The organism is Winogradskyella sp., from assembly GCF_003712105.1.
Classification (GTDB): domain Bacteria; phylum Bacteroidota; class Bacteroidia; order Flavobacteriales; family Flavobacteriaceae; genus Winogradskyella.
The window spans coordinates 581,026-603,523 of record NZ_RHLG01000001.1; the positions used below are offsets into that span (position 1 = coordinate 581,026).

Below are 22,498 nucleotides of genomic sequence, written 5' to 3' on the forward strand. Positions count from 1 at the left end.
TTGAAAATTCGAAGAGCTTATGTTTAAAAAAATATTAGTTGCCAATCGAGGTGAAATTGCTTTGCGTGTTATTAGAACTTGCAAAGAAATGGGGATAAAGAGTGTTGCGATATATTCTACAGCTGATGCGGATAGTTTACCTGTAAAGTTTGCTGACGAAGCTGTTTGTATTGGTCCTGCACCAAGCACCGAGTCTTACTTAAAAATGTCTAACATTATTGCAGCAGCAGAAATTACTAATGCTGATGCGATTCATCCAGGTTATGGGTTTTTATCCGAGAACGCTAAGTTTTCTAAGATTTGTGAAGAGCATGGTATCAAATTCATCGGAGCATCAGAAGAGATGATTTCGAAAATGGGTGATAAAGCTACGGCTAAAGCCACAATGAAAGCTGCTGGTGTACCTTGTGTTCCTGGTAGTGATGGTATTATTGCTGATTTTGAAGAATGTGAAAAACTAGCCGTTGAAGTAGGTTATCCTGTTATGCTGAAAGCTACCGCTGGTGGTGGAGGTAAAGGGATGCGCGCCGTTTGGAAGCCTGAAGATCTTAAACCTGCTTGGGATTCTGCAAGACAAGAATCAAAAGCGGCGTTTGGTAATGACGACATGTATATGGAAAAGCTTATTGAGGAGCCTCGCCATATAGAAATTCAAATTGTTGGTGATTCTACCGGTAGAGCCTGCCATTTATCTGAGCGCGATTGTTCTGTTCAGCGACGCCACCAAAAGCTTACAGAAGAAGTGCCTTCTCCTTTTATGACGGACAAACTTCGTAAAAAAATGGGAGCAGCAGCGGTAAAAGCAGCAGAGTATATTAATTACGAAGGCGCAGGAACAGTGGAGTTTCTTGTAGACAAACACCGTAATTTCTACTTCATGGAAATGAATACACGTATTCAGGTAGAGCATCCAATTACAGAGCAGGTAATTGATTTTGATTTAATTAGAGAACAAATTAAAGTTGCGGCTGGTGTTCCAATTTCCGGAAAACACTACACGCCTAACCTTCATTCAATAGAATGTAGAATAAATGCTGAAGACCCTTATAATGACTTTAGGCCTTCGCCAGGAAAAATAACAACACTTCATGCTCCAGGTGGCCATGGCGTTCGCTTAGATACTCATGTGTATGCAGGTTATAGTATTCCTCCTAATTACGACTCTATGATTGCCAAGTTAATAACAACCGCTCAAACAAGAGAAGAAGCTATTAACAAAATGAAGAGAGCTTTAGATGAGTTTGTTATTGAAGGAATCAAAACTACAATTCCATTTCATAGACAACTTATGGATCACCCTGATTACATTGCTGGTAATTATACCACAAAATTCATGGAAGACTTTGAAATGCCTGAAGAATAAAGCTAAAAAAAGCCCTCATAAAAATGAGGGCTTTTTCTTTTCGTTTTTACACTTCTTCAAGGGTTTTACCTAAATACACTAATTTCCAATTCTCTCCTACATCTTCCATTTCGTTATTATAAGACGAGATGATTTTTAAATCGTTTTGATCGTCCTTTAAGAAAATCGGGATAATATCTTTGTCGTTATTAGTTGTTTGTATCAGTTGCTGATAATGGTCATTATCCTTTATTTCTAATTCTTGAATGTTTGGGAATTTTTTACACACACTATTAAGCGAATCATAATCATCTGTATGTGAAAACAAACCTTCTCTTGGGTTGTTCTTGTTGTCTTTCATTTCATCTCTTGAAACCAATCTAAATGAACCGTTCTCACCAAATTGCCTGCTAAACTTTGTTATGGCATATTTATTAATATCAGGACTACCAGTAAGCGCCATAAGATAACCAACATCATTTAGTTCAATGTTGTCAGAAAGTGTGTTAGAATAAATATCAGTAGATATGGCTTCAAGACCTAGTTCCTTTGCCTCTTCTATGTTTCGCTTATTACTGTCTATTAAAACAACGTTTCTTCCATTCGATTTTAAATAGTCCCCTAATAGTCTTGAAACTTTTGACGCGCCAACTATTAAAATTCCGTCAGATTTTGTTAAGAACACACCAACAATCTTAGCAAAAAGACGAGCGGTGGTTGCATTTAACAATACTGTTCCTAAAACAATCATAAAAACTAGAGGTGTAATATATTCTGCGCCTTCCACGCCTTGCTTTATTAGCTTACTCCCAAAAAGAGACGCAATACCAGCGGCCACAATACCTCTTGGTCCAACCCAGCTTACAAAAAGGCGTTCATTGAACTTTAAACGAGATTTATGTGTACTTGCAAAAACCGCTAGTGGCCGTATGACTAGAACAACAATTAAAAACAGGGCTGCTGTTTTCCAGTTATAAAGTAATAATAGGTCTTCAATATTGATGTTGGCGGCAAGCAGAATAAATAAAATAGAAATTAACAAAACACTAAGTGACTCTTTGAAGTAAAGCAATTCTTTTAGGTTTTCGAGTTTTCCATTACCCAAAACCATTCCCATTACCACAACCGCAAGAAGTCCAGATTCGTGTGCAAAAATTTCTGACTCAACAAAAACAAGAAGCACCACAGATAATGAAACAACATTTAATAAGTAATGAGGAATTAGCTTTTTATTTATTGCAAATGCCAATCCATGAGCAAACGTAAATCCAAATGTAGTCCCAAAGAGAATAATCTTCCCAAACTCCATAAATGCTGTTTTAGTAAAACCACTATCACCCTCAACACTTATAAACTCAAAAACCAATACTGCTACCAGAGCTCCAATTGGGTCAATTAGAATACCTTCCCATTTTAAAACTGCAGAGACGTCTTTTTTTAGTGGAATATTCCTTAATATTGGTGTAATTACTGTTGGGCCGGTTACTATAATTAACCCAGAAAATAAAAATGATAACTCCCAACTTAAATTAAAAATGAAATGAGCGGCTATACCTGCCCCAAAAAATGTAACTGTAGCACCTAGAGTGATTAATTTCGTGATCACAGGCCCAACATTTTTTACTTCGTTGCGCTTTAATGTTAACCCACCTTCAAATAGAATGATACTTATGGCTAAGGAAACAAAATAATACAAGCCTTCACCGGGGAATAAGCCTTTTTTTCCGTCCCAAATAGGCTCTATCCATTTTGTGCCATCCTCGCTTAAAAATTCTGCAGCAATTGGCCCGACTAATAAACCTATTAGTATTAGTGGTAAAATTGCAGGGATTTTAAATTTCCATGCGGCCCACTGGGCAAGAATTCCTAAAATAATTATTCCTGCTAATTCAATCATTCGTCTTCTGTTTAATCTTGATAAAAAAGTAAAGTTAGTAAAGAAAAGGTTAAAACCTTTTAATTGTTTCTTATTGTTAACCGCAGCACCGAACACGCTGCGTTTTCTGTAAACCTGTCTTTACCAGTTCCAAATAATACGCTCGTCCAACTATCTTTTTGCGGGGCGCCTAAAATTAATAAATCGTAAGAAGCTGAGGTTATTGCAATAGTTTCAATAGAATCGTTTGACTTCATTACTAATAACTCTGCTTTTGATTTTGTGTTGCTTAACAACTCTTTGGATGTTGTTTCTAAATTGCTTAATTCTGTTTCAGAAATGTCCTCATTAACAACACGAAGTAACGAAAAATTCGCGCCATAAAATTGGCAAATCCTATCAGCCACCTCAATGACCTTTTTATCATTCCGGCCAGGTCTAAGCGCAATTAGAACTTTTCCTATATGCCTTACGCCTTTATCTTTAAAAAGCGCAAAGTTTGAGTTGATGTGGGTCATTAACCAACCTATTGGGTTGTGTATTAAAATACCTGTTCTTGCCCTACCATTCCAACCAAAAACCAACCAGTCACAATGTGTTTGATCACTTAACTCATAAATGGTATCGGAAATGTTATGTGTAACTAAAGACTCAAAATCTATGGGTATATTTTTAGATTGCCCTAACCTTGAAAAACGTCTGGCAAGCGAATTAATTCTTGGGTTCTCATCAACCATTGCTTCAAGAAATGTCTGGTTAGGAACTTCAGTAATATTAGCCACTTGTAGCTTTTCTTTGTTATTAAGCGCTGCTCCAATCTCAACTAGCATTTCTGGTGATGTTTCATTTCCTAAAAGAGGTACAACTACACCTGCATCATCCAAAATTTCTCCATCTAAAAAATCTGCGTTTAATTTTACGCCGTTCTTACCGTTAAGCTTTTCTCTGCGCTTCTTTTTATATAAAAGATAAAGTGCCGGGCGATGTCCATATTTTCTTAAAACACCTATTCTTGCTGTTTTTTTTCCAAATCGCAGATAAATTAAGAAGCCTAAAACTGTAATCAGTGCTATTGCTCCAAGGGGTAGAGGGCCTAGCAAAATGAGAAGAGCAATACCTGTTATAATTCCAAAAAGCTGAATATATGGGTAAAACGGTGACTTATATGGTGGATTGTACCATTGTGTTGCTGTTTCTCTTAAAATGATAACAGATGCATTAACCGAAACAAACATCATCACCATAAAGGCGCTGGCTAATTTTGCGATTTTTTCTACATCTAAGAATAAAATAACCAAGCCCATAACAACGCAGGTTAAAATAATTGTAACCACAGGTGTTAAATATTTGCTATGAATTTTGCTCATAAAATCAGGCAGTAGTTTATCCATTGCCATAGCAAAAGGAAAGCGTGATGCAGCCAAAACACCAGAGTTGGCCATAGACACAAGCGTGATTACACCCACAAGTGCTGCAGCATATCCTACATATGTTCCACCTAACAAGTTTGAAATCGTGTAAATTGGTTTTATGTCTTTACCAAGGATATTCATAGGTATATTACCGACCAAAACAAAAGCAACGGACACATAGATTATTGACATAATTACCAAAGACAACATCATCGCCCTTGGTAAATTAACGCTTGGGTTTTTAATTTCTCCGGCTATAGCGGCTATTTTAGTAACTCCTGCATAGGAAATATATACGAATGCAATTGTAGAGACTAAACCAAGATTTCCATTAGAAAAAACAGGCTCTAACAACTCCTGATTTACATTTGGAATTCCGAAAATTAAGATTGTGCTTAAGCTTAAAAGGCTTATAGTTACTATAATAATCTGAACTTTCCCTACTTTTTTAACCCCAAAAATATTTAGAAGTAAAATAACGAAGAGGAAAAATAAAGCAACATATTTAGTAAAACCCTCGTCAATACTAACCAAAACCGTTAGATAGGCTCCAAAACCAACTAAAGCAAAAGAGCTTTTTAGTAAAAGAGATAACCAAAGGCCAATACCAGCGATTGTTCCGAAAATTGGACCAAATGTGCGTTCTATGTAAACATACGTTCCTCCTGAAGAAGGCATCGCTGTGGCTAATTCGCTTTTTGAAAGCGCCGCAGGAAGTATACAAACCGCGGCTAGTAAATATGCTAACCAAATTGAAGACCCTGTTTTTGCCGCTGCTATTCCGGGAAGTACAAAAATACCACTACCCAACATACCACCAATACTTATGGCAACAGCTGAGGTAAGGCTTAAGCTTCTATTTAGTTTCTTCAAATTTTTAAATTATTCATCGAAAATAGGATTTTTTTTACAACTCAAAAAATCCCAATAAAATCTAAAAGGAACCGACTCTTACTTAGGTTTTTAGTATTTTCGTCATCTATGAATTTATACCCTATAAACGCGGGAAATTTTAAGCTTGATGGTGGTGCGATGTTTGGGGTTGTACCAAAGTCTCTTTGGGAAAGAACTAATCCTGCGGATAGTAACAATATGATTGATATTGCTGCACGTTGTTTGCTAATTGAAGACGGTAATAGGCTTATCTTAATTGATACTGGCATGGGTAATAAACAGTCAGATAAATTCTATGGGTACTACCATTTATGGGGTGATGATACAATTGACAAATCTCTAAAGAAATATGGTTTTCATAGAAATGATATAACCGATGTGTTTATGACGCATCTACATTTTGACCACTGTGGTGGAAGCATTCAATGGAATAAAGACAAAACGGGTTACGAACCTGCTTTTAAAAATGCAAATTTTTGGAGCAATGAAGACCATTGGTTGTGGGCAACCCAACCCAACCGGAGAGAAAAGGCTTCTTTTTTGAGAGAAAACATCATTCCGATGCAAGAAAGCGGTAGGCTTAAATTCACATCTTTACCTAAAAATTCTATTGTTGAAAGCACTGAATTAGGTTTTGGTATTTTTTTTGCTAATGGTCATACAGACAAGCAAATGATACCTATGATTAATTACAAAGGAAAAATGATTTGTTTTATGGCAGATTTGCTGCCAACAGTTGGTCATTTACCAATACCTTTTGTAATGGGGTATGACACAAGACCACTGTTAACACTCGACGAAAAAGAGCGCTTTTTAAAGCTTGCTGCGGACAATAATTATTACTTATTTTTAGAGCATGATGCTCACAATGAAATTATTACTGTAAAGCATACCGAAAAAGGTGTTAGATTAAACGAAACTTATACTTGTAAAGACATTTTTAATAATTAATATATGATGATACAAACAAAGAAAGGCGCTATAATTTGCGCGCTATTAGCTTTTATTTTAATGGGTTGTGGTGGTGCGCCACTCATATCGACACCAACAGAAAATATCGATACTTCACCATTAAAAGTCTCTGAGTTAACAAAAGAAGAAAAAGAAAATTGGGGGCATTTAGATTTAGAAAAAGACACCATCCCGGGAATGGGTGTAGACAGAGCCTACTCAGAAATTATTAAAGGTAAAAAAGGTAAAAAAGTAATAGTTGCAGTTATCGATTCAGGAATTGATATTGACCACGAAGACTTAGATGGTGTTATTTGGACCAATAAAAAAGAGACACCTAATAACGGAAAAGATGATGATGATAATGGATACGTTGATGATATCCACGGTTGGAATTTTCTAGGTGATTCTTATGACGAGCAGTTAGAATATACAAGGCTAGTGAAAAGCGGAAACACGTCTGATCCTAGATTTCAAGAAGCAAATGATTTATTAGAGAAAGAAAAGCAACAAGCCCTTACAACCAAAAATCGTTATGAACAAATTTTACAACAGCTTAAAGCTGCTGATGCTGCTTTTGCTGCACATTTTGGAACTAAAGATTATACCATGAAGCAGGTGTTGGAGTTAGACACACAAGACCAACAACTAAACCAATACAAAGGCATGGCTCAGCAAATGCAAGGGTTTGGTTTAGAGTCTGTACAAGAAGCAATTGAAGAAATTAATGGTGGTGTCGAATACTTTAGTGAGCGTCTAAACTATCATTTCAATGTGGACTTTGATGGTAGAAAAACTGGTGATAATCCTGATGTTTTTGATGACAAACCAGGTTATGGAAATGGTAATGTAAAACCAGTTAAAAAATCTGAAAGTCATGGAACACACGTTGCGGGAATTATTGCTGCTGAAAGAAATAATGGTAAGGGTGCAAACGGTGTGGCAAATAATGTTGAAATTATGTCCATTAGAGCCGTGCCTAATGGTGATGAATACGATAAAGATGTTGCAAAAGCCATTAGATATGCAGTAGATAATGGTGCCTCAATAATTAATGGCAGTTTTGGTAAGTCGTTTTCTCCTCATAGCGAATGGGTTAGAGATGCTATTAAATATGCAGCTCAAAACGATGTGTTAATTGTACACGCTGCCGGAAACGATAGTAAAGATATAGATGTTGAACCTAATTTCCCTGCAGATAACATAAACGGAAAAGAAGTTGCTGATAATTATATTTCTGTTGGTGCTCTTGCGCCTAAATATGGTAGCGGAATGGTTGCTGGATTTTCAAATTATGGTGACCAAAACGTAGATGTTTTTGCTCCCGGTGCTCAAGTGTATTCTACCACTCCAGAGAATGAATACGACACAAAAGGAGGAACCTCTATGGCGGCTCCTGCCGTTGCAGGCCTTGCCGCATTAATACGCTCTTATTATCCAAAACTAAGTGCTACTCAAGTAAAAGAGGTTATTTTAAACTCTGGTTTGCAGTTAACAACTAAAGTTGTTGTGGGTGGTGATGCTGAAGATGTTCAGCCTTTTTCTAACTTATCTAAAAGTGGACGAATCGCAAATGCTTACAACGCTTTAATAATGGCTTCAAAAATGCAATCATTATGAAACAACTTTTTTCAGCTATAGCAACCCTTGTTTTTTTAACGTCTTGCCATAGTGCTAATACAGTAATTACAGATAAAACATCAAATGCTGAAACGCCTTCTAATAGTGGCTACTGGCAGCAGCACGTAGATTATAAAATGAATATTGATATGGATGTTGAAACCTATCAATATAAAGGAGAACAAACGTTGGTTTACACCAATAATTCACCAGACGTTCTTAATAGAGTGTATTACCACTTATATTTTAATGCCTTCCAGCCAGGAAGTGAAATGGATGTAAGGTCAAGAACCATTAAAGACCCTGATCCACGCGTTGGTGATAGAATTAGTAAGTTAGAGCCAAATGAAATTGGTTACATAAAAGTTAATGCGCTTTCTCAAAATGGAACTGCTCTTAAATATGAAACTGTTGGTACCGTGCTAGAGGTTAAACTAGATAAGCCTATTCAACCAGGTGAAAAGGTGACTTTCAAGATGGTTTTTGATGCACAGGTACCTAAACAAATTCGTCGCTCAGGCAGAAATAACAAAGAAGGTGTGGCGCTGTCGATGACACAATGGTACCCTAAACTTGCAGAATATGATGATGAGGGTTGGCATGCTGACCCATATATTGGTAGAGAGTTTCACGGCGTTTGGGGAGATTTTGATGTGTCTTTAACAATAGATAAAAATTATGTTGTTGGTGGTACTGGCTATTTACAAGGTGAGCCATCAATAAATGGTTCTAAAAAAACGATGCGTTTTATTGCGCCTAAAGTTCATGATTTTACATGGGCTGCTGATCCGGACTATATTCATGACACTTATCAAGTAACAAATGGTCCACTATTACACTTTTACTACAAAAAAGATTTACCAGCAGAAAACTTACAATTCTGGAAAGACTTACAACCAGATACTGCGAAGTTAATGGAGTTCTTCTCAAATAGTGTTGGTAAATATCCTTACGACCAATATTCGGTTATACAAGGTGGTGATGGCGGTATGGAATACGCAATGTGTACGCTTATTACTGGTAAACGCAACTATGGCAGTTTACTTGGTGTTACTGCGCATGAATTGGCGCATACATGGTTTCAGTTTTTACTGGCTACAAATGAAGCTAAGCACGAGTGGATGGACGAAGGTTTTACAAGCTATATTTCTGCTTTAGCTATGAATGCATTAAGAGAAACACCTAGAGAAAATCCAACCTACGGTTCTTATTTAGGGTATTTAGGTTTAGCTAAATCTGGTATTGAGCAACCTTTAACAACCCATGCTGATCGATACCAATTTAATAGAGCATATGGTGCTTCGGCTTATAGTAAAGGTGCGGTTTTTATAGCACAATTAGGATACGTAATTGGAGAAGAAAACCTTAAAAAAACGCTTAAAAAGTACTTTAACGATTTTGCGTTTAAACACCCTAAACCAATGGATATAGTAAGAACGGCTGAGAAAATTACTGACTTTGAGCTAGATTGGTATTTAATAGATTTTGCACAAACAACCAATACTATTGATTACGGGGTAAAAGCTATTGATGGTTCTAAAATAACATTAGAACGTATTGGGCAAATGCCAATGCCTATTGACTTATCCGTTACTTACAAAGATGGTAGTAAAGAAGAATTTTATATTCCATTGCAGATGATGCGTGGTGAAAAGCCGACGTCTTCAACCGTTGTAGAGGATTGGGCTTGGGCTTATCCAACGTATACGTTTGATGTATCTAAGCCAGTTGCTAGTGTTGAGATTGACAGTTCAAAGATGATGGCAGATATCAATAGTGACAATAACACGTTGAAGTCTGAATAAAAAATCAGTTTCATTTAAAAATGTCCGCAACACTGCTAGTGTTGCGGACATTTTTTTATCGTAATGCTGCTAATATTTCGTTTGTATCAGCTCTTAACTTGTAGTCTTCTTCTATAAAATGGTAAATTATTTTACCTGAAGTATTAATAACATAGGTTCCTGATATGGGTAGTTCTCTGTTTGAATTACCTTGGCTTTTTTCTAAGTCTATACCAAACGTTTTATAGAGTTCTACTAAGTCTATCGGTAATTGATAAACAAGGTTTATTGATTTAGCAAAAGCATTATCCTTATCGGTTAGTACTTCAAAATCCAAATTGTTCTTTTCGATTGTTGTCAATGAATTATCTGGCTCTTCTGGGCTAATTGCTACCAATTGAACCCCTTTTGCTTTTAGTTCTGGCAAAATGCTTTGTAGCGCCTTCAATTCAATATTACAATATGGGCACCAACCGCCACGATAAAACGAAACTACTATTGGTCCATTTTTTAGAAGTGATTCTGAAGAAATAGTTGTCCCTTGTGGGTTTGGTAAATTAAAATTAGGAAAGACATCTCCGGTTCTTAATGCTTTATTTGTTAGCTGACTAGCAGTTAATTGATGTATTGCACCCTGCATAACTACCTTTGCTGTTTCAGGCAATTTAGCAGCTGATTGGGTGGCATATGCTTTTAATGATTCTGTTAACGACATTTTCAATAAATTTTTATTTAAGTTTTGGTTTGGTCTGAAAGAATTCAAAAAACTAACATTTAAACATAATGTTCATTGTATCGCAACTCTATTTGGCAAATATTGGGGCGGCTGAATAGGTTTTATAACTATAGTTTTTTAATACCACTTTTCGTTTTTATACATCTTCTTCTTCGAGACGCGCTCTCTATTATATAACAACATATGCGTTTGGTCCAACCTTTTGTTTCTGTAACCAAACAAGTGAAATACTGATTTGACCATAAACCTTGTTATGGAAAGATTAGCTCTTAATACGCCTTGTTTTTTATCATGCCAACATATTCCTGGTAATGCAGTTAGAAGTACATCTGCTCTTATTTTTCTGAGAAAGTTAGATAAGTGCAAAAAAACTTTTGGAATTGGTTTAATAATGAAAAAGCCGTCTTGGCCGGTGCTTTGGTATAACGGCATAAAAATTTTGGCTTTGTGTTTAGAGTATATTGGTTCTCCATTAGATGTTGCTAAAAGTGTTCCTTTTTTAATATTTTGAAAACTTTCAAACCCATCTTTCATTATAAAAAGTTCATTATGTTGAATGTGATACTTGAATATCACTTCAAAAAATGATGATTCGTTTAGAGTAGCTTTTTTTAGGATGTGCTCATACTTTGTATAATTACCCAATTCATTCTTTTTTAAATGCCCCGAATGTTTCAAGACAAGTGAAATAAATGCAACACAACTTTTTATCGATTGCTTATCTGTATGTTGTCCTGCCTCAAAGCCTAATGAGACAAAACCTAATTTGTTTAAATAACTCAGTAGTGGTCCCTCAAGATATTCTTCAATGCCTAGCACAATAGGAACTGGAAAACATTGAGAAAACTTCCTATTTATCATAGCATCATTAATAGTGATAAATGGATAACTTTTACTAGACGTTGTGTGAAGATCAATAAAATAAATTGGTGCTTTTGTTTTTTGTAATAGCCCATTAATAAGTTGAAATATCTCAAGCTGTTCTTGCTCTTCGCGTGAGTATTCAGTTTTACTATCAAGAACATTCAATTTTTCTGTGGTCCATAAGCGGTTTAGGTCTAAATCCAAATACCGTTTGTTCTTTTTAAGAGCTCCTATATTACCATAAATAGCATAAATTTGTCCATGTAAATCGGCTTCATTTACTGTATTTAATACTTCATTTAATGCGTCTATCCCAGCAAATTCATTACCGTGTATTCCGGCAAAAAAAACAACCGTCGCGCCTGGCTTTTCACCAATTAAATGATGAAAAACCCTGTTTATGTTGTGATTTATTTTTTTAGATTTTTTTAAAGCTATTTGCATCTTAAAAATCACTAGAGGTTATTATCCCTAAAATCTTTTTATTTCTCACTACCGGTAAGCAATTTATGTCATAAGTATTCATAAGGTGTTTTGCGTCTTCTAAAGGTGATTCTTGTGAAATAGTAATTAAATCCTTGGTCATAACATCTCTTACACATAGCTTAAGTTCCTTGTTGCCAAGCTTAATTAAATCTGTCCAAGTCAATAAACCAGTTAATTCTTTTTTCGTGTTTATTACAGGAACATGATGAATTTTTTTCCATTTCATAATATTACTAACCAACTCTAGGCTGTCGTTTTCATCAACTACCAGAATATTCGTATTCATATTGTGTTTTACAATTAGGTTAGTTTTATATTTTAGGTTTTTTTCTGCATTTAAATCTTCCCACGTATCAACAGTCGGCGTATTTAATTGGTGTTTATGCATATAAGCTGTTATGTCTTGAAGCGCTTCAAAATTTGTTTTTGTTTTTTGCATATTTCTATAATTCTTCACCATCCATTCTGCTCCATTATAAGAGTGTACTCTACGTTCTATGATCTGTAAATACTCTTCTATATCTTTTAAATCTACTCCTGCTTTTTCTAATCCTTGTTTTGATAATGGTAAGAGCTCATTTAATATTAATGCTTTCGGTGTAACTAGTTTGTTGTTCCATTTAAATTGAGTTTCCATGCCGTTACGAGCGGCTTTAAAGAAATTATTTTTCACATCCTTAAAGTCCATTTTAAGGTGGGTGTCTTTATACTTGTTGGGCTGACCTTTCATCAGGCCCACCCAAAAGACCATGTTGGCTATTTCGTCTTTTAATGTTGGTCCTGATGGTATATATCGACATTCTATTCTTAAGTGTGGCTTTCCACCGCCAACGCCATAACAGACCCTATTCCATTTATAAACAGTTCCATTATGCAGTTGTAATGCTCTTAGTTTTGGAATTTTTCCCTGTTCTAATAATTCTAAGCTATCATCGTATTCATTTGAGGTTAACAAACTTCTAAACCTAGAAATATGGTCTCTAAATATGTCGGCAACACTTCCTCGCTCCCAATCGGCACCAAAATTTACACGAGATTGCTTTTCGTTATGAATCAATGAATTTGCTCTTGTGTCTATACTTTGGGTGAACAACGCAATTCTGGTTTCTGCCCAAAGCTCTCTACCAAATAATACTGGTGAGTTAGCGCAAGTTGCCAATACTGGTGCTGCAATAGCTTGTGACCAATTGTACTTATCTACGAACTCTTTCGGGTGTATTTGTAAGTGGGTTTGAAAGCTTGTATTACAAGCCTCTAGCATTACACAATCGTGAATAAGGTTAAGCTCATCGACTCCTTTTATATGAATATTAAAGTGTTCTCTTCTTGTGTGCTTTAACGATTTATTCAATACATGATATCTTGGTTTGTCTGTCATATACTCTTCGCTAATATGCTTTAAGCGAAGCGTTGGTAGTATTCCGGTTAGTATAATTTTTGAATCTTTTTCCTTAGCGACGCTTTCCGCCTTGCTGAGTAAATCTTTAAGTTCTGAATGTAATTTTGAAAAACATTTTCCTTTTAAAACTAAGGGATCCGAGTTTATTTCTAAGTTGTATTTGCCTATTTCGGTTGTAAAATGTTCATCGTTGATTTCGTTTAATACCTCTACACTATTCTTATTTGGAAAATAATCCTCAGTGACAAGGCAAAATTCTTGCTCGGCGCCAATTCTTATAGGTTCTTCTTCAATCATTCCCTTTTTTAGCATTATATCTAAAACCTCGAGGTCTTTTACTAAATGATGAATGTATAATGCTTTATCTTTAGGGCTTTTAAGTTGCTTTACATCTAATTGTCCCATAATTAATAAGTGGTATTGATTAATCTTTGTAAGTTAACTTTAATTAAGAGGTAAAAACATGATTTTGGTCATGCGTTAGAGTTTAGATGTTTTAATAAGACAGGTCTTATTTTAGGCTTAATTATATAAAGTATGTCATTTAAATACAGTAAAAAAGATAAACTAAAGAGCAAAAAGCTTATCGAGCAATTATTTTCAGAAGGAAAAACAATCACGGTATTTCCTTTGCGTTTGGTTTATCTTAAAACCAAATTTCAAGATGATTCTATTTTAAAAACAGGTGTGTCTGTGAGTAAGCGATTGCATAAAAACGCAATTGATAGAAACAGAATTAAACGGTTAATAAGAGAAGCTTACAGACTAAATAAACTAAAATACTTTAACAAAAGTTCAACATCTTACGCCTTTATGATTTTGTACATTAGTAAAGATAAAGCGCGTTTTGAGGACCTAGATTCAAAAATGAATGTTTTGTTTGAGAAATTTTTAAAACATACGGAAAATGAAACGATTTCTAACTAAAAAAGTAATTCTTCCTGCGGCAATTATTGTTGTATTTCTGAGTAGTACGGCTTTCAATTCTAACTTCTTTGAAATTGCAAAGCAAATAGAAATTTTCACAACCATGTTTAAGGAATTAAACATGAACTATGTTGATGACACCAATCCTGGTGACCTTATGGATACAGCTATAAAAAGCATGTTAGATGAGCTTGATCCTTACACTCGTTTTTATAATGAGCAGGATGTACAAACCGCTAGAATTAATAATGCTGGTGATTATACTGGAATTGGTGCTAACGTAAGAACCCTTAAAGACAAGCTTGTTATTGTAGAACCTTACAAGGACTATGCTGCAGATAAAGCGGGTTTAAAAGCAGGAGATGAAATTATAAAAATAGACGGTGTGGATATTTCGGGTTTTAAAGAAGACGCTGGTAATCTGCTTCAAGGTGCTGCAGGAACCAATGTGAATCTTACATACAAAAGACAGGGTAAAACAAATACGATAACAGTTACGAGAGAATCTCTTGAAATTAATGCTGTACCACATTATTCTATGATTAATGATGACACTGGTTATATCGTTTTGAGAAAATTCAATAAAAAAGCCTCTTTACAGACTACAAAAGCTTTAAATTCTTTAAAAAATCTTGGTGCTAAAAAAATCATTCTCGACCTAAGAGGAAATCCTGGAGGTTTACTTAATGAAGCTGTAAATATTGTGAACATTTTTGTACCTAAAGAGCAATTAGTTGTTACAACAAAGTCTAAAGTAAAAAAGTACAACAAAACGTATTACACTAAAAGAGAACCTGTTGATTTGGAAATTCCGCTTGCAGTTTTAATTGATGGAAAATCTGCTTCAGCTAGTGAAATCGTTTCTGGCGCATTACAAGATTTGGATCGTGCTGTAGTTATTGGTGCTCGTAGTTTTGGTAAAGGTTTAGTACAAAGACCAAAACCACTAACTTATGGTACTCAGATGAAAATTACCATTTCAAGATACTATACACCTTCTGGTCGCTGTATTCAAGCCTTAGATTATTGGAATAGAGATGAAAAAGGAAATGCTACACGAACTAAAAAAGAAAACTACAATTCTTTCAAAACAAAAAAAGGAAGAATTGTTTTTGATGGTGGTGGTATTCAACCTGATATTGAAATTGAAGCATCTAAACAAACACCTATTACAAAAGCAATTGAAGCAGAAAATCTGATTTTTGACTTTGCCACTGATTATTTTTATAACAATAAAGTCTCAAATTTAGCCAGTTTTAAGTTTTCTGAATCTGATTTTTCGAGTTTTAAATCGTACTTAAAAACTAACAACTTTAATTTTGAAACACAAACAGAAAAAGCCCTTGCTGCATTAAATACTATTGCTGAAGATGAGGAGATTAATGATGATATTAATTCAGAATATAATCAATTAGTAACAGCCTTAAATACTTACAAATCTGCTGCAATAAATAAAAATAAAGAGAAGTTGTCTTTGCTTTTAAGAGATGAAATTATAAAGCGTTATTTCTATTCTGAAGGTCTTTATGATTACTATAAATCCAACAATACAGAGATAAAAAAGGCAATTGATATTCTTAACAATCCTAGTGAATACACTAAAATCCTAAACTAATTTTTATATATTTATAAGGTAATGTGTTTATAAATCTCTTGATTTATAAGAAAATTACCTTGTTATGAAACGGGTTGTTTTTCTATTGCTCTTATCGTTTCAGTTCACAGTATCACAGGTTGATATAAAGCATGTTGTTTACTTTGAAACGGATAAATATTCTATTCCTGAAACAGAATTACATCGCTTATTACTTTTTTTAGATAACATAGAATCTGTAGATATCAGTAAAGTTTCTATTTATGGTTTTTGTGATGACAGAGGAAGTCATTCTTACAATATGATTCTTTCGCAAAACCGCGCCAACTCTATTAAAGAAGTGTTTACTAATAATGAGTTTGATGAGTCTTTAATTACTAATATTGATGGTAAAGGCGAATTGTTATTGAAGATTGTAAAGGAAAATGAAATTCAGAAAATAAGAGGATTAAACCGAAAAGTAGAAATTATTGTTTCACCTATTTATCCGCCAAGAAGGAATAATTTTGATTCAAGTAAATTAGAACAAATTTTAAATGGTGAGTTAAAAGTTGGTGATAAAATTCTTCTTGAAAACTTACTTTTTGAAAGAGGTTATAGCTACCTCATCCCAGAATCAAGAGATATACTTGCACGGATAGCAAAAATTCTGGCAAAACGAAAAGATGTGCATTTTACTATTGTTGGTCATGTGTGCTGCACAAATGGTGAAAGAGATGCTATTGATGGGAATACAAAAAAAAGGAACTTGTCATTTGCTAGAGCAAAATATGTGTATGACTATTTGGCTAGTAAAGGTGTAAGAAAACGGCGTATGAAATACATTGGAATGAAACGAAAATTTCCGTTAGGTGGTCCACAACGTTTTGATCGTCGTGTAGAGTTGTTGGTAACTGAAGTTGGTAATTAGTCCTTTTCTCTCTTCATTTTAATATGAGGAATTCCATCTTCAAGGTACGTCTCTCCTACTTCATAAAATTCAAGATTATTGTAAAATTGTTTTAAATAGCACTGTGCAGACAATTCTATTAGAGTTGTATTATAATTGTCTTTTATTGCCTTTATCGAGGCATTCATAATAGAATATCCAAACTTATATTTTCTTGCATTTTCAGCAACCACTACTCTACCAATACTTGAATGTTTAAAATAATCACCTGGTTTAAAAAGCCGTGTGTAGGCCACTAACTTTTCATCTTTAAAGCCTAAAACATGAAGTGCTTTTTGATCTTTTCCATCAATATCTTGATATACGCAATCTTGTTCTACCACAAAAACTTCACTTCGTAATTGAAGTAAACTGTATAGCTCATCTTTAGATAAATCAGAATAAGATTTAACTTTAATTTTTAACAAGACATCGGAATTTTATCTACACGTCTTTGATGACGTCCACCTTCAAACTCTGTTTCTAAAAATGTATCAACCATTTTAATCGCTTGGGGAATAGCTGTAAATCTAGCCGGTATACATAAAATATTAGCGTTATTATGTTGGCGAATAAGCACTGTGATTTCTTTTACCCAACAAATTCCTGCTCTTACATTAGGATATTTATTTGCTGTCATTGCAACGCCATTTGCGCTACCACATATTAAAATACCAAAATCTACTTTTCCATCATTAACATCTTTTGCTACAGGATGTACAAAATCTGGGTAATCCACACTATCTAAGGTATCTGTACCGTAATTATTTACAGTAATACCTCTACTTTTTAGGTGCTCTACAATTGCTGTTTTATAGTCTGGTCCTGCATGATCATTACCTATTGAAATTGTCATTTTTAAAGTATTTAATACTCAATTTGGTTACTGAGCGTAGTCGAAGTACAAAATTACAACTATTTCTTCATCGTTAACAGTGTTTTTAATCACCTGTTAATAAGTGTTCAAAACTATTCGGAAATAAAATTTTAATTATTAAGAAAAAGTCGCAATTAAAATTATCCTTCTAAATTCAAAAAAAGATAGGTATTAGTTTTTATTGAGTTTTAAAATCTAAATCTACTTCTATTAACATTAAATCTACATTTAGTTATTAAAAAAATACTATTAATTACTGTTATAAACAGTTGTGGATAATGTTAATTTAATACTTGATTCTTAAATGTTTATGTATTTAAAAACATGTTGAAAGATATTAGTAAGTGATAAACACAAGAGATTATACAAAAAGTTATAGCAGTTACTAACAGACTATAATAACAATCATTTTTAATTTAAATTTTAAAAAGAAAATATTAGATAATTATATAAATGTGGATAAGTGATATTTACTTAAAATTAATATTAAGCTAAGTTTTAAAAATTAATACCTTAGCTTTGTACCGACTTAATATAAATACTTCGCCTACGTATTAAGTTTAAAATGAAGACTTCCTGACACTTATCAGGAACATGTAAAGATGAAAATATAAATGACAAGAAAGAAAAAAAGGAAATCCAAAAAAGGGATTTCAAACCTTACTAATACAATACTTAGTATTTTAAAAAAAGAGCGAAACAAATCCTTTAATTACAAACAAATAGCTGCTATTATTGGTGTAAATGATGCTAGTAGCCGAAATCAAATCATAAAAACTCTAGCAAGACTTGCTGCAAAACAAGAAATAGAACAAGTAGATAGAGGAAAGTTTAAAGCTATTGTTACAGCTGAATATTACTCAGGCATTTTAGATCTATCTGCAAAAGGAAATGGCTACGTTATTTCTGATGATTTTGAAGAGGACGTATTTATAGCTTCTAATAATATCAATAAAGCCTTAGATGGAGATGAAGTAGAATTCTATGCTTATAAACGCAGAAAACGCGGAAAATTAGAAGGAGAAATCACTAATATTTTAAGCAGAGCAAAAACAGAATATGTTGGCACAATTCAAATTCAAGACAATAAAAACTTCGCTTTTGTAATACCAGATAGTATTAAGATGTACAAAGATATTTTTGTACCAATAAATAAGATAAAAAAAGCCGAAGACGGAGATAAAGTTTTAGTAAAACTCGCTGACTGGCCAGAAAAAGCAGATTCTCCTTATGGTAAAATAATAAAGGTTTTAGGAAAACCAGGAGAGCACAGTACAGAGATCCATTCTATTTTAGCTGAGTATGGTTTACCGCATGAGTTTCCATACGAAGTTGAAGAATACGCTAATAATCTTGATATTTCTATAACAGAAGAAGAACTAAAAAAGCGTCGCGATATGCGCAAAGATTTAACCTTTACAATAGATCCAAAAGACGCAAAAGATTTTGATGATGCGCTTTCTTTTAAAGTTTTAGAAAATGGTTTATTCGAAATAGGAATTCATATAGCAGATGTGTCACATTATGTAAAACCAGATACAATTTTAGATGATGAAGCATACGAGCGCGCCACATCTATTTATCTTGTTGATAGAGTAGTACCTATGCTTCCAGAACGATTGTCTAACGGCGCTTGTTCTTTAAGACCGCACGAAGAAAAGTATACCTTTTCTGCAGTGTTTAAAATGAATGAAAAGGCAGAAATTAAAGGTCAATGGTTTGGTAGAACAGTAACATACTCAGATGCACGTTTCGCTTATGAAGAAGCACAAGCCATCATAGAAAATAACCCAACTGTCACGCTGAGCGCAGTCGAAGCGTCTCAAATAGATACAGAAATACCTCAAGACGTTTCTCTAACAGGACAAGTTTACCAAACTCAACCAGAAATCGCAGAAGCCGTTTTAGTGCTAGACCGATTAGCTAAAATAATGAGACGAAAACGCATGGGCGAAGGCGCAATTTCTTTTGATAAAGTTGAAGTTAAATTTAATCTTGATGAAGAAGCAAACCCAACAGGCGTGTTCTTTAAAACAAGTAAAGATGCTAATAAACTTATTGAGGAGTTTATGTTACTAGCAAATCGTAAAGTATCAGAGTTTATAGGAAAACAGCAACCAAAAAAGACGTTTGTATATAGAGTGCATGATGAACCGGATGAATCTAAATTAGCACAGCTACAAACAATAGTTGGAAGATTTGGACATAAGCTTAATTTTAAAGATAAAAACACGATAGCATCTTCATTAAATAACTTACTTAAAGATGTTGTGGGTAAAAAAGAGCAAAATCTAGTTGATACTTTGGCCGTTAGAACCATGGCAAAAGCAGAGTATACGACACAAAATATTGGACATTATGGTTTAGCATTTAATTACTACAGCCATTTCACTTCACCAATACGCCGTTATCCAGATGTGATGGCTCATCGTTTATTACAGCATTATTTAGATGGTGGTAAATCTGCTAATGAAGAGATTTACGAAGAGAAATGCAGACATAGTAGCGATATGGAAAATTTAGCCACAAAAGCAGAACGTGATTCAATAAAATACATGCAAATACGTTTTATGCAAGACCATCAAGATCAAGAGTTTCAAGGCGTCATTTCTGGTGTTACAGATTGGGGTATTTATGTAGAAATATCTTCAAATAAATGTGAAGGCATGGTAAGTGTTAGAGATTTAACGGACGATACCTATTATTTTGATCAGGATTATTATGCTATGATGGGTAAAAACACGCATAAAATGTATCAGTTAGGTGATGAGGTTATTGTTAAAGTAAAAAGTACTGATTTAGTAAAAAAACACCTCGACTTCTACATGATAGGAAAGGCAGAATAAGAATTTAAAATATTAACTTAAAACATAAATTTATACAGTATGATATTTACAACTACAAATTCAATAGAAGGCTTTAAGATTGCTGATTATTTAGGTATTGTTACGGGTGTAAGTATGAAAATGCGAGATGTTACAGCATTTGGTGGTAAAGAAAAACAATCTAAGCAAATGGAGATTGCTTTAAATGAACTTAAAGAAGAAGCATTTAAAGAACTAAAAATAAATGCCCAAGGACTAGGAGCAAATGCAGTAGTAGGTATTCATATAGATTTTGAACCTGTTGGAAACGGCTTCTATTTTGGTGTTTCTGTAACAGGAACAGCTGTAAAAGTTCTAGTTTAAGAATAAAATATAGTAACAAATCATCTTTTGCATAGTCTTTGTTAATATCAATAAAATTTAAAACCATTAAAATGAAAAAAACAATTCTTATCCTAACTTTAGTAATTGGCTTAACTAGTATTGCTCAAACACCAATTGAAAAAACAGTAGGAGAATTTAAAGAAGTAAAAGCTTTTGATTTGATTAATGTAACGATGATTAAATCAGATGAAAACAAAGTTGAAATCACAGGAAGAAATAGAAGAAATGTTGAAGTCATTAATAAAAACGGAAAGTTAAAAATCCGAATGGAACTAGAAGAATCCTATGATGGTAATGATACAAAAGTAAAATTATACTATACAAATGTTGAAACTATTGACGCTAATGAAGGTGCTAATATCAATGTTGAACAAACCATAGACCAATTCGAAATTAAATTAAAAGCCCAAGAAGGCGGAGAAATAACTGCAGATGTAAAAGCATCCTACACAGATGTAAGAGCAGTTACAGGTGGTGTAGTTAACCTTACGGGACAATCAAAAAATCAAGACATTTCTATATATACTGGTGGTATTTTTAATGGCGAGGAATTCAAGACGGAAAACACAGAAGTATCTATAAATGCAGCAGGAGAAGCAAAGATTAATGCCTCAGAATTTGTAGAGGTAAGAGTTAGAGCAGGAGGTGACGTTTACATTTATGGTGACCCAAAAGAAATAGATGAAAAACGAGTATTAGGTGGCCGAATTAAGCGCATGTAAACCCTATCTTTTTAGTACATTTGTGTAAACCACATCGCGTTTACATGATTGATGATATTTTAACAGCAATTCCTTTTGGAGTAATACTGGCATTTACAATTGGGCCAGTATTTTTTGTATTGCTCGAAACCAGTGCTACAAAAGGATTTACCTGTGCTTTAGTATTTGATTTGGGTGTAATTCTTGCTGATATTGTTTTCATATTAGTCGCATTTTTTAGTACAAACAGACTTGTCGAAAAAGTAAAAGATGACCCAAACTTTCTAATATTTGGCGGCGTATTGCTCGTGGTCTACGGTATTATTTCCTTTATAAAAACATCTAAGTCTTTTCGGTCTATTGTAAGAGAATATCATAAAGTTGAAATACAAAAAGACTATGGAAAGCTATTTATTAAAGGGTTTCTATTAAATTTTATAAACATTGGTGTCTTACTCGGTTGGTTAGGTTTTATTGTTATTGGTACATCTTTAACAACTTCAGAAAACGGAACCTTAGTATTTATTTCAACAATGCTAATCACCTATTTAGTTGTAGACCTTTTTAAAATTTATGCAGCCAAAGGTTTAAGAAATAAATTAACACCAAGGTTGATTTTTAAAACCAAAAAAATTATTGCTTTAGTAATTTTAGGCTTTGGAGTATTACTGCTTACGCAAGGATTATTCCCTGAAATGTACGAGAAAAGTAAGGAACAAATAGAGCGCATAAACCCAGTAAAGGAATAAAAAACAAAAAAGCCTTCAATTTTAATTGAAAGCTTATAAATATGTTGAGGTGTCGAGCGGATTCGAACCGCTGTAGATGGTGTTGCAGACCACTGCCTAGCCACTCGGCCACGACACCCAATAATTTGGACAGCAAATATAAAAATATT

18 protein-coding genes and 1 tRNA gene are annotated in these 22,498 nt (G+C 34.0%); 11 read left to right on the top strand and 8 right to left on the bottom strand.

Annotation, left to right across the window (positions count from 1 at the left end):
• Positions 1–19: 19 nt before the first annotated feature.
• Positions 20–1,363 carry an acetyl-CoA carboxylase biotin carboxylase subunit gene (gene accC, locus ED556_RS02785; RefSeq protein WP_296319093.1) on the top strand — a complete coding sequence of 448 codons (1,344 nt, stop codon included), beginning with the start codon at positions 20–22 and terminating at the stop codon, positions 1,361–1,363.
• Positions 1,364–1,409: 46 nt separating this feature from the next.
• On the opposite strand, the gene ED556_RS02790 is transcribed toward accC, so the two are convergent.
• Together ED556_RS02790 and ED556_RS02795 are read right to left on the bottom strand one after the other, a co-directional pair.
• On the bottom strand, positions 1,410–3,239 hold the full coding sequence (locus ED556_RS02790) for a sodium:proton antiporter (protein WP_296319096.1): 1,830 nt from the start codon (positions 3,237–3,239) through the stop codon (positions 1,410–1,412).
• Positions 3,240–3,298: 59 nt separating this feature from the next.
• Complete coding sequence (locus ED556_RS02795; RefSeq protein WP_296319097.1) at positions 3,299–5,503, bottom strand: amino acid permease; 2,205 nt, start codon at positions 5,501–5,503, stop codon at positions 3,299–3,301.
• Between the two features lie 108 nt (positions 5,504–5,611).
• Here ED556_RS02795 and ED556_RS02800 point away from each other — a divergent pair, with 108 nt between their 5' ends.
• Genes ED556_RS02800 through ED556_RS02810 form a run of 3 tightly spaced genes read left to right on the top strand, consistent with a single transcriptional unit; the run spans position 5,612 to position 9,900 of the window.
• The gene (locus ED556_RS02800; protein ID WP_296319099.1) at positions 5,612–6,475 is read left to right on the top strand and encodes an MBL fold metallo-hydrolase; all 864 of its coding nucleotides are present in this window, start codon (positions 5,612–5,614) and stop codon (positions 6,473–6,475) included.
• 3 nt (positions 6,476–6,478) lie between these two features.
• A complete protein-coding gene (locus tag ED556_RS02805) occupies positions 6,479–8,095 on the top strand; it encodes a S8 family serine peptidase (protein ID WP_296319101.1) in 1,617 nt (538 codons plus the stop codon).
• Positions 8,092–9,900: a M1 family metallopeptidase gene (locus tag ED556_RS02810; RefSeq protein ID WP_296319103.1), complete on the top strand. Its 1,809-nt coding sequence runs from the start codon at positions 8,092–8,094 to the stop codon at positions 9,898–9,900. Before ED556_RS02805 ends, ED556_RS02810 begins: the two co-directional genes overlap by 4 nt.
• Before the next feature lie 55 nt (positions 9,901–9,955).
• Here the strand turns inward: ED556_RS02810 and ED556_RS02815 are convergent, their stop codons facing one another.
• The 3 genes from ED556_RS02815 to ED556_RS02825 all read right to left on the bottom strand — a co-directional run bounded on the left by ED556_RS02815 (position 9,956) and on the right by ED556_RS02825 (position 13,769).
• Positions 9,956–10,594 (bottom strand): peroxiredoxin-like family protein, encoded by a 639-nt coding sequence (locus ED556_RS02815; protein WP_296319105.1) that lies wholly within the window; start codon positions 10,592–10,594, stop codon positions 9,956–9,958.
• 138 nt (positions 10,595–10,732) lie between these two features.
• A complete protein-coding gene (locus ED556_RS02820; protein WP_296319107.1) occupies positions 10,733–11,923 on the bottom strand; it encodes a succinylglutamate desuccinylase/aspartoacylase family protein in 1,191 nt (396 codons plus the stop codon).
• 1 nt (position 11,924) lies between these two features.
• A complete protein-coding gene (locus ED556_RS02825; protein WP_296319109.1) occupies positions 11,925–13,769 on the bottom strand; it encodes a CBS domain-containing protein in 1,845 nt (614 codons plus the stop codon).
• A gap of 132 nt (positions 13,770–13,901) precedes the next feature.
• Here ED556_RS02825 and rnpA point away from each other — a divergent pair, with 132 nt between their 5' ends.
• The 3 genes from rnpA (at position 13,902) to ED556_RS02840 (ending at position 16,795) form a co-directional block, all read left to right on the top strand.
• Positions 13,902–14,291 carry a ribonuclease P protein component gene (gene rnpA, locus ED556_RS02830; protein ID WP_296319111.1) on the top strand — a complete coding sequence of 130 codons (390 nt, stop codon included), beginning with the start codon at positions 13,902–13,904 and terminating at the stop codon, positions 14,289–14,291.
• Positions 14,272–15,906, top strand: coding sequence for a S41 family peptidase (locus ED556_RS02835; protein ID WP_296319112.1), 1,635 nt, complete (start codon positions 14,272–14,274; stop codon positions 15,904–15,906). Before rnpA ends, ED556_RS02835 begins: the two co-directional genes overlap by 20 nt.
• A gap of 64 nt (positions 15,907–15,970) precedes the next feature.
• Positions 15,971–16,795: an OmpA family protein gene (locus tag ED556_RS02840; protein ID WP_296319114.1), complete on the top strand. Its 825-nt coding sequence runs from the start codon at positions 15,971–15,973 to the stop codon at positions 16,793–16,795.
• Here the strand turns inward: ED556_RS02840 and ED556_RS02845 are convergent.
• Both ED556_RS02845 and rpiB read right to left on the bottom strand, forming a co-directional pair.
• Entirely contained in the window at positions 16,792–17,241 is a 450-nt protein-coding gene (locus ED556_RS02845) for a GNAT family N-acetyltransferase (protein WP_296319116.1), read from the bottom strand. The genes ED556_RS02840 and ED556_RS02845 overlap by 4 nt on opposite strands.
• The gene (rpiB, locus tag ED556_RS02850; RefSeq protein WP_296319118.1) at positions 17,235–17,669 is read right to left on the bottom strand and encodes a ribose 5-phosphate isomerase B; all 435 of its coding nucleotides are present in this window, start codon (positions 17,667–17,669) and stop codon (positions 17,235–17,237) included. Before rpiB ends, ED556_RS02845 begins: the two co-directional genes overlap by 7 nt.
• A gap of 635 nt (positions 17,670–18,304) precedes the next feature.
• On the opposite strand from rpiB, the gene rnr reads away from it, so the two are divergent.
• The 4 genes from rnr (at position 18,305) to ED556_RS02870 (ending at position 22,349) form a co-directional block, all read left to right on the top strand.
• Complete coding sequence (rnr, locus tag ED556_RS02855) at positions 18,305–20,536, top strand: ribonuclease R (protein ID WP_296319121.1); 2,232 nt, start codon at positions 18,305–18,307, stop codon at positions 20,534–20,536.
• Positions 20,537–20,575: 39 nt separating this feature from the next.
• A complete protein-coding gene (locus tag ED556_RS02860) occupies positions 20,576–20,878 on the top strand; it encodes a heavy metal-binding domain-containing protein (RefSeq protein WP_296319123.1) in 303 nt (100 codons plus the stop codon).
• 71 nt (positions 20,879–20,949) lie between these two features.
• Positions 20,950–21,621 (top strand): head GIN domain-containing protein, encoded by a 672-nt coding sequence (locus tag ED556_RS02865; RefSeq protein ID WP_296319126.1) that lies wholly within the window; start codon positions 20,950–20,952, stop codon positions 21,619–21,621.
• 44 nt (positions 21,622–21,665) lie between these two features.
• Positions 21,666–22,349, top strand: a complete 684-nt coding sequence (locus ED556_RS02870) for a LysE family transporter (protein WP_296319128.1) — start codon at positions 21,666–21,668, stop codon at positions 22,347–22,349.
• Between the two features lie 47 nt (positions 22,350–22,396).
• Here ED556_RS02870 and ED556_RS02875 read toward each other — a convergent pair.
• Positions 22,397–22,467: transfer RNA gene (locus ED556_RS02875), tRNA-Cys, on the bottom strand.
• Between the last annotated feature and the right edge of the window lie 31 nt (positions 22,468–22,498).